Consider the following 16742-nt stretch of genomic DNA (forward strand, 5'->3'; position numbering starts at 1 on the left):
AGTTTTTATGGAGATGATATTATTCCTTACCGGTCTCCTAACTCCAATCACGCTCGAAGTATTCAAGAAGCATATGCATTAAAGAAACATATAATAGAAAGAGTTTTTACTTCAGAAAAAATCTATCGTAATCATAAGAAAAATGTATTTTTTCCAATTTTTGAGCAACATGAAGAGCAAGAAACGAGCCAACTGGGTGCGTTGCCAGAGCAACTACTCGATAGAGTTTGTGCTTATGTCTATGCCAACAGTTTCAAAGAGCGAAAAAACACTGCTTCTCCTCTTGCCGAAATAAGTGAGTTACATGGATTATTTTTTGCTGAAAAAAACAATCAAGGCCAGACAAAGAGTCACAAAGCAGCACCAAACCCTTCTGAAAAAGGAAAAGAGAAAGAGGCTTCAAATAAGGAAAATCGACAGCCAACCCCCTCAAAACTTGCTGCACCCAAAGAACAAGGATTATTTTCAAGAACTCAAAAGGAAGTGGCTCAGAAAAGCGCTGAACTTGTTCAAAGCACGCAGAATTGTTTGATTTCATAAATAGAAATGGACTGAAGCCGATCGTATGAGCAAACTTATGTTTGCATAATATGATTGGCTAATATCTGTCAACAGAAAAAATTAGCGCCTTGTAAATTGAAATATTGAAAAATCTGCGGTTTTTTCGGGTTTGGAATTAAGAAAAAAATCCTTATTTCCTAATAATGAATAGCACACATTAAATTTAATTTTAATTCAATGAGTTAATTTGGATCTTCCCCAAATCCGGGGGCATTAATCAAGATCACAAAACCTTAACCCTTAATCTGTAATTTTCAAAATTTCTAAACCCATAAACACGTCGCTTAATTTTTAATTTGTCCGAATTTATCGCATTCTTGTTCTATAATTATGATTATCACTTACTCATCAAATATATAGCAAATGCATGAATCTTTGTCACAGTGCTTGCTAATTTTCATGAACAACATAGGAAGTTTTAAATATGGAAAATTATGAATCTGCCTCACAAAAACCTATTCTAACAAAATCAGTACCCTATGAAGGTATTCCTACTTTCTTTAGATCAGAGTATTCACGAACTTTAAAAGGTGTTGATCTTGCTGTTTATGGTGTTCCATTTGATTTAAGTACATTTAATCGTTCAGGCGCTCGCTTTGGACCTAGAAGCATTCGTGATCAATCATGTTACCTAAGTATACTTGGCACTTGTTGGCCCCATACATATAAAATAAATGACAAATTTAAAATTATTGATTATGGAGATATTGGTTTTCCTCCTGGCCAAACTAAAGCCATGTTGGAAAATGTTGAAGCAACCATAAGTGAATTGTGCTCACATAATATTTTTACCCTAGGCCTCGGTGGTGATCACTTAGTTGCTTATCCCGCTATAAAAGCGCTGGCTAAAAAACATGGCAAACTTGCCTTAATCCACTTTGATGCACACACAGATACAGTGCAAATGCCCTACTTGACACATGGAAGTATGTTTTATTATGCAGTTGAAGAAGGATTAATAGATGCTGAAGCTTCAATCCAAGTTGGCATCCGTACAAGCGTTCCAGAAACACCTAAATTAGATGTTATAACAGCGAATCATTGCTTAGAAAAAGGAACACAATTCGTAGTAGACAAAATAAGAAAAATAGTTGGCGATCGAAAATGCTATATAAGTCTTGATGTAGATTGCATGGATCCAGCCTTTACACCAGGAACAGGCACTCCCATGCCCGGTGGACTGACATCTGCTATGCAGCGTGAAATTTTGTGGGGGTTGCTCGGACTGAACATGGTTGGAGGTGATATTGTTGAGGTTTCTCCTCCATATGATATAGCCCAAACAACAGCATTAGTAGCAGCAACCGTTGCATTGGATATGCTACATATACTAGGCGATGCAAAACTACGTTTAGGTTGAGAACCGTAGACAAAAGATATTGACTGCCCCCGCATTAAGATTGCTTTATGGCTACAAGATCATCTTTCAACAAGCAAAAGCTATCATGTATACGATTATTGCAACAATTGGCTGGAGTAATTCAAACACTGGTGATTTCCCTTCTATTTTATATGGTAAGACTTTACAAGAATTTAATACTCCTGCTGTTCAATCTGGAGTCGATTCTTCTGAATCACTGCACGTAATGAGACATATAAAATTATATAATTTAAGTTAAGAAGTTATAATGTTTGATATAGAGCACTTGGTTATATACCAAGCGAGGTAAGTTGGGTTAGGCGTTAGCCGTAACCCAACATGCGATGTGCGTCAAACACCAAATTTCCTAATATAAATTCCTGATCCCCAAGCCCCTATATTCATTACCGCAACCTCCTCTGCCTTTAAAATAATTTATGAGTGTACGCATGTTCCCTTGTTGTGGGGCGACCTTATCTTTCCTAGCACGAAGACGTTCATTTTGTTCAGAAGCATTACTCTAAATAGATATATGAGGTATAATGAACCATCAAAAATAGATTTTTTAATGCAAGGAATAGCAATGAATAATTCATATGGTTTTGGCAAAAAAGTATCTTACTCTTTTGAGAAAGCAATAGAACAAGTTACTAAAGAGCTGAAAAAAGAGGGTTTTGGAATTCTTACAGAAATTGATGTTTCTGCAACACTGAAGTCAAAATTGAATCAAGAAATCCCTCCTTACCGGATACTTGGGGCATGTAATCCTCAATTAGCTCATCGTGCGCTTCAAGCAGATCCATCCATTGGTTTATTACTTCCTTGTAATGTGGTCGTTCGACAAGATGATACAGGCAAAGTATCTATTGAATTTATGGATCCAGAGGCAGTACTCGAATTAGTGAATAAGCCTGAAATTAAACCGATTGCAAAAGAAGTAAAAACTCGCTTGCAACGCGTTTTGCAAGAGTTATAAGCAATAATTCAGTTGATAAAGAACAATTAGGTATGTTGGTTGCGATGTTTTGGAAAAATACTCAAATAAAATGGCTTATTTTTATTGGAATGAGTCAATGTTTCGCTTCTGCAATAACAAGGGCTGAGGTATCTCAACCAATTAGTTATTTTGATGCAGTCAGGCTTTCACTTAGCAGTAATCCACGCATAGGTGCAAGCCAAGCTCATATTGAATCTGCTCAAGCTGCAATTATTGAAACACGCGGCTCAGGATTACCCAAGCTGGGTCTCGAAATGAATGCCGGACGCAGTGATAATCCTTTGACTGTGTTTGGTTATAAATTAAGTCAAGGTAATGCAACCTTTGCAGATTTTGGTTTCGCTCAATTTACAGGACCGGGTTCTCTATTCACTAAACCACAAGCACTTGATTCACCGGGTTATTACAACAACTACAATACTGCATTTAAATTAGTTGTGCCGATTTATTCAGGTGGTGAAACCATTGCTCGGCTTAAAAATACTAATGCATTACTTCGTGCAGCACAGCATGGAGATGAAGCGGCACGCATGCAATTAGCTTATGATATTCTGCAAGCATATGAAGGGGTACTTGCAGCAAAGAAATTGGTGCTTGTTGCTAAAGAAAATGTGGATGCTGCAACCTCATATCTCAAAACAACCAAGGCTCTTTTTAACCAATCGTTAGTCATTGAAAGTGACTTGTTGTTTGCGGATACTTATCTTCGAACCGCAAAAACATTTTTAGTGGCAGCGCAAGCCCAATCTCAAGATCAACTTGATGCGTTTCGCAGTCTTATTGGGCATCAGGAGCGTTCGTATACTCCTAAAGGCTCAGTCAATTTTCCTGCCACAAAAAAATCAATTGCTGATCTCACGCATGATGCTCTGCTTCATAATGCCCAGTTAAGTGCAATTAAATCAACAATTGACGCAGGTCGGGCAAACGTTGATGCAGTAAACTCAGCTAATAAACCCCAAGTTAACTTACAATTACGTCAAGATTGGAATGGAAATACCATTGGTGCAGGTCTTCCTTCAAATCTCATTGCACTGGGCGTAAATTGGGAATTGTTCAGTTCTGGTGAGCGCTCTGGGGCAACTAAAAAAGCAATTGCAGAGGTAAAACAGGCTACTTTTCAATTAGAAGATGCAGCCAATAGTTTGCGTCTTTCATTGATGCAAGCCAAACGTGCGGAACAACTTGCAGCAGTTCAATATCAAGCCAATCGTGCCAATGCGACACAAGCAAAAGAAGTTGTAAAGCATCTTGCCAAACGACATGGACGAGGGCTTGTACCTCTTGGACAATTATTGGAAAGCCAAATGAAGCTGACCGAGGCCAAGAATCAGTGCATCCAATCACAATACAATGAAGTCCTGGCCCGTGGCCGATTGTTAATGCTGACGAATAAACTTATTCCTTCTTTTGAGAAGTAAAAAAATAAAAGGATATTAATGATGCATGGAGCAAAAAAATTTGAATAAAAATATCCCTAAAAGACCTTTATTAAATAGTGCGGGTAAATTAGCACGAGCATTTATTCACTCAAAACTTACCTTACTGATTATTATTGGTTCCTTACTATTTGGTATATTGGCATTAGAATTGACGCCAAGAACCTATAACCCTGAAATTGTAGTCCCTGTTGTTGCTATTTCAGTAAGTCGTCCAGGAAGTGATGCCCATGAAATGTTGCATCAAATTATTAGACCATTAGAAGGCCTTATGGCCTCCATACCCGGAGTGGATCATAACTATGGTATGGCAGTGGATGATAATGCAATAGTTACTGTGCGTTTTAAAGTTAATGAAAATGAAGAAAACAGTCTGGTTAAAGTATACAACCAAATCAACAGTAATATGGATAAGATGCCCGCAGGCACTTTGATTCCCCTGGTGCAATCGATTAGTTTGTATGATGTTCCACTGCTGACAATTACACTGAGTTCCTCTCTATACAGTGGAACGATGCTGCAAAATCTTGCCACTCGGGTATTGGAAGAGTTACGCGGAGTACCTCAGGTAGGCAAAAGCTGGGTTATGGGTGCATCTCCATCTGCCCTACGTGTGTGGTTAGATCCTGATAAAATGGCGTCGCATTTCATTCCTTTGCAAAAAATAAAACAGGCTTTGGAGGTGAATAACGTCAGTTTTAATGCTGGCAAACTAGAACCGGATTTACATCAAACGCCATTGCGTGTCGAAGGAAATCTGATATCTCCTGAGGATCTGGGGAAGGTTATTATTGGGGTTGATAATGGTAAACCGGTTTTATTAAAAGATATTGCTCAAATTGAATTAGCACCAGCAGATGATACCATTCAATCCTATTTTGCTTTTGGTCCCGCCACATTACATCAGAATTCTGGCCAGCTTAAACCCGCAGTAACCATCGCACTTGCACGTCAAAAAGGAAGTAATGGCGTTGAGGTGGCAAATGCAGTTCTTGAGCGTCTGAAGTTAGTTCAACAAAATAATATTATCCCTAAAGAAATTACGACCACGATAACGCGCAATTATGGTGATGATGCGAATGATGCCGTGAATACTTTAGTGGAGCACTTAGGCATTGCTATAGCCTCTGTAGTGATTCTCTTAATGTTGTTTTTAGGCTGGAGGGAAGCTTCTATTGTAATTTTTTCCATTCCACTTATTCTATGCATCGTGCTGGGTATCGGTTGGATAGCTGGCCAAACGATTAACCGAATTACCTTGTTCGCTTTGATTTTATCCTTAGGTCTATTAGTCGATGACAGCATTGTTGTGATTGAAAATATCCATAGGCATATGCAGGAGCGAATTCAGCATAATTTTAGTCGATTGGTTGTTTTTGCTGCAAATGAAATTGGAAAGCCAACGATTATTGCCACGTTTACAGTAATTCTTGCCTTGATTCCCATGGCGTTTGTGTCGGGAATGATGGGCCCCTTTATGGGGCCTATTCCATTTAATGCGCCATTAGCTATGCTGGTCTCATTAATTATTGCTTATACAGTAGTTCCTTATTTAGCTTATCGTTGGCTTAAATCCAAGGCACGACGATTAAAGGCAATTGAAATCATTTCTCAAGAGAAACATCATTTAGGTTTTATCCATAAAATGTATCTTTATCTTTTTACTTCTTTATCACAATCAAGGTGGAAGCGTTATTTATTCTACGGTTTTGTGTTTGCGCTATTAATTTTGGTGATGATTCAACCTCTTTGGCAATTCATCAGACCATCAGGTACTAATGGTCCTTTAAGCACCATGGGTGTGGAACTTAAAATGTTGCCGGATGATAACGTCAATACCTTTCTTATTGAAGTCAATGCTGGGGCAGGAGCATCATTAGAACAAACACGAAACATAACAAAAGACATTTCTCATGTACTGGCTCAAAATCATTTTGTCACAAATTATCAACTGTTCTTAGGTCAAGCAGCACCTGAAGATTTTGCAGCGATGGTTCGTGGGGATGCAATGCAAAGAGGGACGAATTATGCGCAAATCCGGGTTAATTTAATCAATAAACACCAGCGAAGCATTGGGTCTCATGAAATAGCACAACAGTTTTATGATTCTTTATCTGATGTACGTCATTCTTATCCTCTGGCACATATTAAGCTATTCGAAAGCCCCCCTGGACCTCCTGTTCGTTCACAAATGGAAGCGGGGTTGTATGGGCCTGATTATGAACAACTGAGGACTTTAGGGCAATATATAAGTAATACGGTATACCCTAAAATTTATGGCATGATCAATATTGATAATTCAGTCACTGAAAATTTAAGCCAATACACCATACTCATTAACCGTAATGCGACTGTTTTAGCAGGTTTACTTCCAAGTATGCTGGCAAACGATATACTCGGTTATTTCAAAGGAGTACAAGTCGGTAATGGTCATCGGCCAGGTCTTCTTGAACCGGAAAATATAATACTTCGCTTACCTAAACTCTCGAGAGAAAACAGTACGGCATTAAAAAAATTATATTTACTCAATCAACAAAGCCAGCTTGTTCCACTTGCAAAAGTAGTTGATTTTAAGAGTGTGACCCAAGAAAAGCCTATATTTACTCGGGATCAACATCAAGTTGTTTACGTCACTGGTGAAATGTTGCATTCAAGCCCAGCTTATGCAGTTGCAACAACAACCCATATGTTGAAGCACTTAGAATTACCTAATGAGAGTCAACTGACCGTTGGAAATTTAGGATTTAAGGAGGAGCAGCCTCAAGACATTGCCAGGAATCAACTGTTTTGGTTAGGAGAAATGCGTTTAACCTTAGATGTATTTCGCGATTTGGGCTCTGCATTTATTGTCGCAATTGTATTGATTTATATATTGCTCACAGGTTTTTATCGATCGTTTTTCATTCCCTTAATTATTATGGGCGCTATTCCACTCACAATTATTGGGGTTTTTCCAGGTCATTGGATAATGCATCAACCTTTTACCGCGACCTCCATGATTGGCGTTATTGCCCTTGCGGGAATTGTGGTACGTAACTCGTTATTGCTTATTGATTTTATTTTGGAGAATCAGCGCAGTGCCTCTTCTATTGAAATCGCAGTAACCCAATCAGGCGTGGTTCGGCTTACCCCTATTTTGTTAACTGCTTTAGCGATTATTTTAGGCTCATCAGTCATGTTATCTGATCCAGTGTTTGGCGGCCTTGCCATATCCCTGATTTTTGGAGCTTTTGCTTCAACAATACTTACATTATTTCTCATTCCTTTATTATACTTAAGTTGGTGGAAGTGGCGTCATTCTTAGATCATTGCTCAGGAGTTTAACATGCATGCAGAGCGAATTGTTCGTATAGTTGCTGGGGCATTTATCTTGCTTTCTTTGGCATTTGGTGTACCTGAAAGTCCTCTATATTTGAGTAAGTACTTTCTTTGGGTTACTGTTTTTGTGGGAGCTAATTTATTCCAAAGTGGATTTACCCAATTTTGTCCTTTAGAGATGATTCTCAAAAAACTGGGCGTCGGTACGAAATAAAAGATTTATTTAGTTTAGTGAGTTGTTCCGTATTTTTTCTATACGTGTATTGACTAGATGAATAAAAAGACGATATAGGAATTGTTTGACAATACTGGGGCGATTTCGATAAAGAGTAGATTGATAATATTCTGAAGGCTCATCCCATACTCCATGATCCTCAGTTACCGCGCACATTTGTTGGAAATTTTTTTGTTCAAAATTGGGTTTAGAAGTGTGTTCTTGAGGGGGACATGCTACTGCAAAACCAATATCCCAGCCTCGTTGTGCCAATTTATCCACTGCTCCACGAAAATAAATTAGATCATCAATATAACCATCAATACGTAGCCATGTGTTATCGATTTGAACTTCTATCCAGGAATGAGATATCTCTTTCGGTAAAAAGATATATAGAAATTCAGGAAAAACACCATGCTGAATTTCTCGTTTAATTAGCGAATAGTGAATTCGTGCTGGAATATTGCTTGCTTTACATAAAGCCAAGAAAAGAGTGCTTTTGGTATTACATTGTCCTAATTTTAATTTTAGTGTTTCTGAGGCAGAAACCCAATCGCCCTCTTTGGGGAAGCCAAATTTAATTTCATCACGTACAAAATTAAAAATACTCTGAATCTGCTCGCGAATATCCAGTTTGTTTTGAGTTAAATCATGCGCTTTTTTTTGTATTTCTGGATGAGTATAATCCGCCAAGATTTGAAAATTTTTTGTCATTTATAATCTCAGTTTTTTAATGGTTATTATTCGATCATCTACTCTATTTCCTAATAGTACGTATGTTGCCATAAGAAAATCGATTATGATAAGTTACAATACAATTCAATAGTTAATTCTATGAGAGCTTAACTCATGAATACAAGTTTGCATGTTGTTTGTCCTCATTGTAATACAATTAACCGAGTACCTTCATCGCGCTTCAGCGAACATCCAAATTGTGGAAAGTGCTAACTGGCACTTTTTAATGGTAAGCCGATAAAGCTGGAAAATGATCAATTTGTTCGCCATATCGAACGAAATGATATTCCGGAGCTCATTGATTTTTGGGCTCAAAGGTGTAGCCCATGCAAAATGATGGCACCACAATTCGAGTCTGCAGCACATTTTATTGAACCCAATTGCCCAAGTTGATACTGAAGCGCAACCTTCTTTAGCCTCTCGCTATGCAATTCAGAGTATCCCAATGCTAATTCTTTTCCATCATGGCAAAGAAGTTGTGAGAAGCGCCGGCGTCATGAGTTCACAAGATTTAGTAAAATGGGTAAATGAACATCTTGGTTGAGTTGGTGTGCAAAGCTAGAAGCAAAAAGGTTACATTGGATGGTTCTATTTACAGGATGTCGCCCTTGGATCTGTTTCTTTAAATACAGATATTATAGATCGACTATATATTAACTCAGTAAAAGCACCTGTTGTTCCAGACAGTAATTGCTAAATTTGTTACATCGCAATATACTCATTTTATTATGATTTATTCTTAATCAACTTGGCTTTGAACCAAGGTGTCTGGGATTTTAGCCCTCCGATCGCGCCATTTTTGTCTTTTAAAATCAATTAGTTAACCTAATCAGTTTAGAAGTAGAGTACTTGGTTTTAAATTCAAATGTAGCAAAAAACACTCATTCATGATCAAAAAAAACATCAACCCTTTATAAAAAGCAATATCTAGGGTCCCTTGAAGATAGGCTCATGAACGTTTACGAAAAAGCCATGCTGATGTTGTCAATGAAAAAAGTGATATGAGTGCAAGTGGCCAATATTGAGACCACAAGTGAATAATATGATTGCCTTCTAGGAATACACCACGCACTATAATAAGAAAATACCGCAAGGGATTGAGATAGGTCAGGTTTTGAATTAAAGGAGGCATATTGGCTATAGGTGTTGCAAAACCTGACAATATAATGGAAGGAACCATAAACATAAAAACACCAAGTAATCCTTGTTGTTGTGTCACAGCAAGAGAGGAAATCATAAGCCCTATTCCGATTACAGCGAGTAAAAACAAAAACATGCCTAGACCAAGGGCTAATAAACTGCCCATAAAGGGTACTTGAAACCATAATACAGCAATAATAGCGATCGCTGATCCTTCTACACCACCAATAATAAGTCCTGGTAATGCCTTACCAATCAATATTTCAGAAAGACTCATTGGAGTTACTAAGAGCTGGTCAAACGTTCCCTGTTCACGTTCTCGTGCTACTGAAAGTCCTGTCACGAGTAGTGTTACAACTTGCATTAGAAGAGCGATAATACCAGGGATAATGAACCAACGAGACAAAAGGTTGGGATTAAACCAAGCACGAATTTCCAATTCTGCAGGTGGTTTTGACCAGCCGTGGGCTTTAGCCCAAAGCTCATTAAATGAGAATAAGATACTGTTGGCATAATTTAGCGCAATCGTTGCAGTATTGGAATTACGTCCATCAATGATTACTTGTGTTTTTGCAGAATGATGGCGGAGTAAATCGCGCGTAAAATTCCGGTCTATATGCAAAACCAATAAAACGATTTTGTTATTAATAAGTGGAGCGATTTGTTTATCATCGTGAATCGACGCTACGTGCTGAAAAATAGGTGAACCTTGAAAATGTCCCAAGAGTTCACGAGCAGCAAAGCCTGGATCTTCATTATAAATAGCATAGGGAATATGATTTAGATCAAAAGTGGATGCATAGCCAAAGATTAATAATTGAACTAAAGGTGGTGCGATAACAACAAATCGACCTTTTTTGTCCCTAAACAGTGATAATAATTCTTTAATCGTTAAAGCCCATATTCGTATCCACATTTAATCGAGTCGCTTATTCGAACGTAAAACAGTTAATCCCAAAAAAAAGAAAGTCATGAGTAAAAGAGCAAGGCCATTCCAGAGCAAAATAGACCAAATGTTCCCTGCCAGAAAAAGAGTTTGCAATATATTAACAAAATAACGTGCAGGAATGATGTGCGTAATCATTTGGATGATAAAGGGCATGGAGCGAATATCAAAGATAAATCCTGAAAGAATAAATGCAGGCAAAAAAGTAACGATGACGGCAATTTGGCTCGCAACAAACTGATCACGTGCCACATTAGAAATCAATAATCCCATTCCTAAAGCAGCCAACAAAAATAAAGCCGAGAAACAAAACAGCACCCAAAAATCGCCTACCAAGGGTACAGAAAAAAGCGTAATGGCCAGCAAAACAGAAATCATCATACCACCCATACCTAAAAGAAAATAAGGAATGAGTTTTCCGAGCAAAATTTCACCTATGGTGACAGGAGTTGCCATAAGCGCTTCCATAGTGCCACGTTCCCATTCCCTTGCAACAACCAATGAGGTAAGCAATGCCCCAATGAGTGTCATGATTATGGCAATAAGACCAGGAACCAGATAGTCGCGACTACGTAGTGCTGGATTAAACCACACTCGACTTTGATTCTCGATTGGGATAACTAGAGTTAAACCCATGTTTTGGGCATATTGTTGCAGCCATATTTGCCAGACACCTTGCAAATATCCTTCAAGAATATTTGCTTCATTGGCATTAACCCCATTGACGAAAATTCCAATTGGAGCTGTATTGCCCTGTAAGAGTTGACGAGTAAAATTATTCCGTAACCACAGGATTCCTTTAACCTGACGATTCGTGATCGCTAGTTGCGCCGCGTTAATATCGGGAAATTGTTTCGGCGCAAAAAAAGGTGATTGCTGTAATCCCCCAATAAATGAACTTGTTGAGGATGTTGGATTATCTACGACTACTGCAATGGGCACATGATAAGAATCCAAAGATACCCCATAGCCAAATAAAAAAAGTAATACAACAGGCATAATAAATGCGATCCCAATTGCTGAAGGATCGCGAACGATTTGAATGAATTCCTTACGGATCAAACTAAGTAGACGTTGGACATTCATGACTCTCTCCTAGTTTGCATCTCATGGTGCTCGATCAGACGAATGAATGCATCGTTGAGGCTTGGTTTCGGATTTTGTGCATCTTGAGCTTGTGCACAAATTTGCTGTGGCGTTCCCTGAGCAAGAATTTCCCCTAAGGACATAAGAACTAAGTGATCACAATATTCTGCTTCATCCATGAAATGGGTCGTTATAAGTACAGTGACTCCTTGCTCTGCTAGTTTATTCACTCGCCACCAGAACTCGCGTCGAGTCAGAGGATCAACACCCGATGTAGGTTCGTCTAAGAAAAGAATGGGTGGTTCATGCAAAAGGGCGCCAGCTAAAGCTAAACGTTGTTTAATCCCCAGAGGTAATTGAGCTGCATTAATACTGCGGTATTCCTCCAATTCAAAACTATTCAAGGCCCAATCTACCCGTTCTTTTTGTTTTTTACCACGTAATCCATAGGCAGAAGAAAAAAAATGTAAATTTTGAACAATGCTCAAATTGCCATAGAGTGAAAATCTTTGTGATACATAGCCAATGCGGGCTCGTGCAGCAGTGGCGTAGCGCATGTCAACTCCTGCGACGTGTAACTTTCCAGATGAAGGAAGTAATAGACCACAAAGCATGCGAAATGTTGTGGTTTTCCCCGCTCCATTAGCTCCAAGAAGGCCAAATATCTCTCCTTTTTTGACATTAAAACTGAGGTTATTTACTGCAAGAAAACTGCCAAAATGGCGACTTAAGTTCTTAACCTCAATGATTGTTTCAGCGGATGAAATGTCTTTTGTTGGGGTGTAAGAATGGATTTTCAGTTCATTCGTTTCAGTCCCATTGATTCCTCCTAGTAGCGCCATAAACGCATCTTCAAATGTAGGCTTTATGTTTTCCCATTGTTCTCCCTGTTTAGGATGAGGTTGGCTATCAGAGCACAACACGCGATTTCCTTCTTTTACAATACGTGCATCAATCACTTGAGGACGTTTTCGTAACTGTTCTTGGAGGAGACGTCGAGAAATTTGAGGATTGGTTACAAAATAAGTTCGATTGATTAAAGAAGAATGAAATTCTTCTGGCGATTGTTGTCGCAACATTTCACCTTCATGCAGTAAAATGATTTCATCACATCGCTCTGCTTCATCGAAATAGGCAGTACTGATGAGTACCGTACCTCCTTCTTTTTTAATATCGTGCACGATATTCCAAAGTTCACGACGAGAGATAGGATCGACCCCTACTGTTGGTTCATCTAAAATTAGCAGACGAGGTGAGCGTAATAGAGCGCATGCTAAACCAAGCTTTTGTTTCATTCCTCCTGATAAGGCCTTAGCGGGTCGAGTAGCAAAAGGTCCAAGGCCAGTTAATTGAAGTAGTTGATGTTGCCGGGCCGTATTTTCCTGGAAGCTCAAGCCTTGCAGATCAGCATAAAGATCAAAATTTTCTCGTACCGTTAAATCTTCATAGAGTCCAAAATGCTGTGGCATATAACCTATTTGGCTTTGAATTTGCGATGCATTTTCTAGGCTGTCCATACCCAAAACGGATACTTTTCCTGTATTAGGGAGAAGTAATCCTGTCGCAAGACGAATTAAGGTTGTTTTACCTGCACCATCAGGGCCCAAAAGACCCGTGATACTCCCAGGACGCAAAGAAAAACTGAGCTCCTTCAGCACTTTTTTTTGCGTCGGACCAAAAGGAAAAAATTTAGTCACCTCGATAAACTGCAAAGGAGAAATGGTCATGTCCTCATGTCCTACAAGGATTCTTGCCTAATGGTTGTGGCAAATTATTTTTGAAGGCAATTTCTACAGTAACAGGCATTCCCAGACGTAAACGATAATCTGGGTTACACGCATAGACCCGCACTTGATAAACTAACTGTGTACGTAATTCAGTAGTTTGTACTGTCTTAGGAGTAAATTCAGCAACAGGGGAAATAAATCCTACCCATCCTGGAAAACGTTGTTCAGGGAACGAATCGCTTTGTATCCATGCCTTCATACCTAATTGTATTTTACCTAGCTCCTTTTCTGGAAGATAAGCACGTACCCAGACAGGATTATCCAATGCAAGAGTATATACAGGAGTTTGCGGTGTCACCATGTCTCCTGGTTCAAGAATGCGATCCTGAATCACTCCATCTTTAGGAGCATAAAGTTTACTATCGATAAGGTCTTGCTGGGCAAGTGCTAATGCCGCGCGATTTGCCTGTAAGGTATGATGAGCGATTCGATGAGCAGCGTCAGAATCATCTAAGTTTTGTTTTGATACTGCTTGGGACTTAACAAGGGTTTGATTGCGTGCCAAAGTGATTTTAGCATTTTTTAAAGTAGCTTCTTGAGCCGCTACTTGTCCTTTATTTTTGGCTACAGCATCCTGAAAACGTACTGGATCTAATTCTGCAAGAAGTTGCCCCTTATGGATACGATCGCCTTCTTGTACCCATAATCGATGAATACGGCCACTGACATAAAAAGCAGCTTCTACTTGGCGGATATCTATATTGCCATAAATGGTAAGAAGTTCAGAGTTGGTTTGGGGTCGTAAAAACCAATAAATCGCTATCCCACTGCCTAGAATAAGGGCGAGAATGAGTGTGATGAAACTCTTTTTCTTAGAAATGTCCATTTTCTACTTTTAATTTCCTAAGATTAAAATTGATTTTACATGGACGTAGCGACAAAATAAACTTAAATGTAAAAAAGCATTAGCTGACCCAAAGGATGGTCATGAATAAAACCAGGATAAAGCGCTGCGCCATACTACAGCTGAGTTGGAATCAATGTCTAATTAAGCAATTCCAAAATCTAATCAGTATCATATTATTAACCCTGCTTAGTGGTTGTCGTGTCGGACCCGATTTTGTACGTCCACCACCGCCTGAATCGACCTCCTACACAAAAGCAAAGGTAGCCTCTCACCTGGTTCCTGGAAATGGAGAGCCTTCGCAACATTTGATTCTTGGGAAAGAAGTTCCTGCTGCATGGTGGCAACTGTTCCATTCACCATCACTGAATCAAGTAATTCAACAAGCGATTGCCAATAGTCCAACAATAGAAGCAGCAAGAGCAAAATTAGCTCAAGCACAACAATCAATACTTATGGCACGTGGTTCGTTCTATCCACAAATTGATGGTTCAGGAAGTGCTCAGCGTGAGAAAGGACCTCCTTTGGCCTTTGGTTTATTATCTGCTGTACCTGCTACTACCATTAAAGGAGTACCTACCTACAATCTTTATTCATTTGGACCTACAGTGAATTTTGTCCCCGATGTATTTGGGCTTACATCAAGGCGAGTTGAACAACAAACCGCTCTGGCTGAAAATCAAGCCTACCAGCTTGCAGCAGCACAGCTTTCAGTAACCGGTAACATTGTGGCACAAGCGCTTACTATTGCATCCATTCGTTTGCAAATTAAGGCATTAGAAAAAATCATTGCAGACGATGAAAAGAGTCTTGAGTTGATGCAAAAAAGATTAGTCGTTGGATTAGTGAATCGCACCGATTTTTTATTGGCTCAAAACCAGCTTGAAAAAGACCGTAGCAACTTGCCACAACTGAAACAACAACTTGATGCTGCTGAACATGCACTGACTATTTTGGTAGGTAAATCTCCTGCAGAATGGAGCCCACCAGCCTTTAGCATGGATGAATTTACTTTGCCAAAAAATTTACCTCTTGTTTTCCCTTCCATGCTTGTTTCACAGCGTCCTGATATTATGGCTGCCGAAGCGGAGCTTCATGCAAGCAGTGCTGCCATTGGGATTGCTAAGGCACAACTGTTTCCAACAATTACCTTATCTGCTTCAGTTGATCCTACAGCACTGACTCCCGCTAATTTATTTAACAGCTCTAACTTAGCCTGGGATATATTTTCAGGTGTCGCTACACCAATTTTTCATGGTGGCACCCTCCAGGCACAAAAAAGAGCTGCAATTGATGCGTTTCAAACTTCCTTGGCTATGTACAAACAGACGGTACTAGAAGGTTTGCGTCAAGTTGCAGATAAGCTTCGTGCGTTGAGTCATGATGCGGAACTCGTGCAAGCAGATCGTCGCTCTCTTGATACGTTAAAAGCCTCAGTCACCTTACAACGTCAACGATTTACAGTAGGCACAGTTGATTTACTCGATTTACTTAATGCTGACCGAACCTATCAGCAAGCGCGCATCAGTTATGCGCAGTCACAGTCACAACGTTATTTGGATAGCGCCCAACTTCTTGTTGCGTTAGGAGGTGGATGGAACAAAAAATTAGCTTAATCTTTTAGTCATTAAATTGACATTTTTAATTCAAATATTTATCAATACAATTTCATGAAGTAATTTGTGATAGTAGCGCTAACTACTTTACTATTATTCAATCAGCTCTGTATCAATAAGAATCTTGGATGTTAATGTTCGATGCACTGGACACATATTGGCAATTTCTAGCAACCTTAAGCGCTGCTCTTGCGTAAGAGCTCCTATTAGTTCAATCCTGCGATTGATTCGGTCGATTTTTGAGCTTGTTTTTTCGCATCCAACACAATCCTCGATATAGGTTTTCTCATGCGTTAATTTCACTCTAACTTTTTCAAGGGGAAGTTTTTTAAGATCAGCATACATACGTATAGTCATAGAGGTGCATGAACCTAATGCTGCAAGTAAGAAATCATAGGGTGAAGGTCCTAGATCATTTCCACCATATATAACTGGCTCATCTGCTATGAGATGGTGTTCTCCTATAATAATTTCCTGGGCAAACCTCCCCCTTTCACCTTCCTGAACTATTGTTTCATGTAATTTATTGTTTGATTCCATGATGGCTCACTTTAAATCGACGCAATGAAGTATCGAACAAAAAAATTATATCTATATCTAAAATACTAGGAACTAAATTGCAAAATGCAAACATTAAATTATAAGATTTATATTGCTATACCCGTGATCATTGAAGATGCTTGCTTTTTGGAGCAAGTG

17 protein-coding genes are annotated in these 16742 nt (G+C 39.1%); 10 read left to right on the plus strand and 7 right to left on the minus strand.

What is annotated here, in order from left to right:
* Positions 1-540 (plus strand): hypothetical protein (locus BGO44_RS11470; RefSeq protein ID WP_286823140.1); only part of this gene is annotated, 540 nt, incomplete at its 5' end.
* Between the two features lie 244 nt (positions 541-784).
* On the opposite strand, the gene BGO44_RS18685 is transcribed toward BGO44_RS11470, so the two are convergent.
* On the minus strand, positions 785-871 hold the full coding sequence (locus tag BGO44_RS18685; RefSeq protein WP_272947126.1) for a transposase: 87 nt from the start codon (positions 869-871) through the stop codon (positions 785-787).
* A 114-nt stretch (positions 872-985) separates the two neighbouring features.
* On the opposite strand from BGO44_RS18685, the gene speB reads away from it, so the two are divergent.
* The 5 genes from speB (at position 986) to BGO44_RS11500 (ending at position 7889) form a co-directional block, all read left to right on the plus strand.
* Positions 986-1921 (plus strand): agmatinase, encoded by a 936-nt coding sequence (gene speB / locus BGO44_RS11480; protein WP_058510977.1) that lies wholly within the window; start codon positions 986-988, stop codon positions 1919-1921.
* Positions 1922-2504: 583 nt separating this feature from the next.
* Positions 2505-2897 carry a DUF302 domain-containing protein gene (locus tag BGO44_RS11485; RefSeq protein ID WP_058510979.1) on the plus strand — a complete coding sequence of 131 codons (393 nt, stop codon included), beginning with the start codon at positions 2505-2507 and terminating at the stop codon, positions 2895-2897.
* Positions 2898-2929: 32 nt separating this feature from the next.
* Complete coding sequence (locus BGO44_RS11490; RefSeq protein ID WP_237760467.1) at positions 2930-4339, plus strand: TolC family protein; 1410 nt, start codon at positions 2930-2932, stop codon at positions 4337-4339.
* A 25-nt stretch (positions 4340-4364) separates the two neighbouring features.
* Positions 4365-7661 (plus strand): efflux RND transporter permease subunit, encoded by a 3297-nt coding sequence (locus BGO44_RS11495; protein ID WP_273200493.1) that lies wholly within the window; start codon positions 4365-4367, stop codon positions 7659-7661.
* Between the two features lie 21 nt (positions 7662-7682).
* Complete coding sequence (locus BGO44_RS11500; protein WP_273200491.1) at positions 7683-7889, plus strand: YgaP family membrane protein; 207 nt, start codon at positions 7683-7685, stop codon at positions 7887-7889.
* A 9-nt stretch (positions 7890-7898) separates the two neighbouring features.
* Here the strand turns inward: BGO44_RS11500 and BGO44_RS11505 are convergent, their stop codons facing one another.
* Positions 7899-8603, minus strand: a complete 705-nt coding sequence (locus BGO44_RS11505; RefSeq protein WP_273200489.1) for a transglutaminase-like domain-containing protein — start codon at positions 8601-8603, stop codon at positions 7899-7901.
* Positions 8604-8738: 135 nt separating this feature from the next.
* Between BGO44_RS11505 and BGO44_RS18690 the strand changes: the two genes are divergently transcribed.
* From BGO44_RS18690 to BGO44_RS18700, 3 genes are all read left to right on the plus strand, one after another.
* On the plus strand, positions 8739-8837 hold the full coding sequence (locus tag BGO44_RS18690) for a hypothetical protein (RefSeq protein WP_463673242.1): 99 nt from the start codon (positions 8739-8741) through the stop codon (positions 8835-8837).
* Between the two features lie 84 nt (positions 8838-8921).
* Positions 8922-9017: a thioredoxin domain-containing protein gene (locus BGO44_RS18695; RefSeq protein ID WP_502688218.1), complete on the plus strand. Its 96-nt coding sequence runs from the start codon at positions 8922-8924 to the stop codon at positions 9015-9017.
* Positions 8995-9168: a thioredoxin family protein gene (locus BGO44_RS18700; protein WP_463673241.1), complete on the plus strand. Its 174-nt coding sequence runs from the start codon at positions 8995-8997 to the stop codon at positions 9166-9168. Before BGO44_RS18695 ends, BGO44_RS18700 begins: the two co-directional genes overlap by 23 nt.
* 405 nt (positions 9169-9573) lie before the next feature.
* Here the strand turns inward: BGO44_RS18700 and BGO44_RS11515 are convergent, their stop codons facing one another.
* From BGO44_RS11515 to BGO44_RS11530, 4 genes are read right to left on the minus strand one after another with little or no spacing between them, the layout of a single operon-like run.
* Entirely contained in the window at positions 9574-10680 is a 1107-nt protein-coding gene (locus tag BGO44_RS11515) for an ABC transporter permease (RefSeq protein ID WP_058510983.1), read from the minus strand.
* Positions 10681-11796 (minus strand): ABC transporter permease, encoded by a 1116-nt coding sequence (locus BGO44_RS11520; RefSeq protein ID WP_273200487.1) that lies wholly within the window; start codon positions 11794-11796, stop codon positions 10681-10683. It abuts the gene before it with no gap.
* A complete protein-coding gene (locus tag BGO44_RS11525) occupies positions 11793-13523 on the minus strand; it encodes an ATP-binding cassette domain-containing protein (RefSeq protein ID WP_058510985.1) in 1731 nt (576 codons plus the stop codon). The genes BGO44_RS11520 and BGO44_RS11525 overlap by 4 nt, the downstream gene beginning before the upstream one ends.
* 4 nt (positions 13524-13527) lie before the next feature.
* Positions 13528-14409 (minus strand): efflux RND transporter periplasmic adaptor subunit, encoded by an 882-nt coding sequence (locus BGO44_RS11530; RefSeq protein WP_058510986.1) that lies wholly within the window; start codon positions 14407-14409, stop codon positions 13528-13530.
* A gap of 101 nt (positions 14410-14510) precedes the next feature.
* On the opposite strand from BGO44_RS11530, the gene BGO44_RS11535 reads away from it, so the two are divergent.
* Positions 14511-16043, plus strand: a complete 1533-nt coding sequence (locus tag BGO44_RS11535; protein WP_058510987.1) for an efflux transporter outer membrane subunit — start codon at positions 14511-14513, stop codon at positions 16041-16043.
* A gap of 93 nt (positions 16044-16136) precedes the next feature.
* On the opposite strand, the gene BGO44_RS11540 is transcribed toward BGO44_RS11535, so the two are convergent.
* On the minus strand, positions 16137-16583 hold the full coding sequence (locus BGO44_RS11540) for an OsmC family protein (protein WP_058510988.1): 447 nt from the start codon (positions 16581-16583) through the stop codon (positions 16137-16139).
* Positions 16584-16742: the final 159 nt, after the last annotated feature.

Origin of the sequence: Legionella sp. 39-23 (assembly GCF_001897665.1) — a bacterium.
GTDB classification, from domain to species: Bacteria; Pseudomonadota; Gammaproteobacteria; order Legionellales; family Legionellaceae; genus Legionella; species Legionella steelei.

What these genes read in the sequence shown, in the direction of transcription:
- speB (WP_058510977.1), top strand. Translation starts at nt 986, where the DNA reads ATGGAAAATTATGAATCTGCCTCACAAAAACCTATTCTAACAAAATCA.
- BGO44_RS11485 (WP_058510979.1), top strand. Translation starts at nt 2,505, where the DNA reads ATGAATAATTCATATGGTTTTGGCAAAAAAGTATCTTACTCTTTTGAG.
- BGO44_RS11490 (WP_237760467.1), top strand. Translation starts at nt 2,930, where the DNA reads ATGTTGGTTGCGATGTTTTGGAAAAATACTCAAATAAAATGGCTTATT.
- BGO44_RS11495 (WP_273200493.1), top strand. Translation starts at nt 4,365, where the DNA reads ATGGAGCAAAAAAATTTGAATAAAAATATCCCTAAAAGACCTTTATTA.
- BGO44_RS11500 (WP_273200491.1), top strand. Translation starts at nt 7,683, where the DNA reads ATGCATGCAGAGCGAATTGTTCGTATAGTTGCTGGGGCATTTATCTTG.
- BGO44_RS11505 (WP_273200489.1), bottom strand. Translation starts at nt 8,603, where the DNA reads ATGACAAAAAATTTTCAAATCTTGGCGGATTATACTCATCCAGAAATA.
- BGO44_RS18690 (WP_463673242.1), top strand. Translation starts at nt 8,739, where the DNA reads ATGAATACAAGTTTGCATGTTGTTTGTCCTCATTGTAATACAATTAAC.
- BGO44_RS11515 (WP_058510983.1), bottom strand. Translation starts at nt 10,680, where the DNA reads ATGTGGATACGAATATGGGCTTTAACGATTAAAGAATTATTATCACTG.
- BGO44_RS11520 (WP_273200487.1), bottom strand. Translation starts at nt 11,796, where the DNA reads ATGAATGTCCAACGTCTACTTAGTTTGATCCGTAAGGAATTCATTCAA.
- BGO44_RS11525 (WP_058510985.1), bottom strand. Translation starts at nt 13,523, where the DNA reads ATGACCATTTCTCCTTTGCAGTTTATCGAGGTGACTAAATTTTTTCCT.
- BGO44_RS11530 (WP_058510986.1), bottom strand. Translation starts at nt 14,409, where the DNA reads ATGGACATTTCTAAGAAAAAGAGTTTCATCACACTCATTCTCGCCCTT.
- BGO44_RS11535 (WP_058510987.1), top strand. Translation starts at nt 14,511, where the DNA reads ATGAATAAAACCAGGATAAAGCGCTGCGCCATACTACAGCTGAGTTGG.
- BGO44_RS11540 (WP_058510988.1), bottom strand. Translation starts at nt 16,583, where the DNA reads ATGGAATCAAACAATAAATTACATGAAACAATAGTTCAGGAAGGTGAA.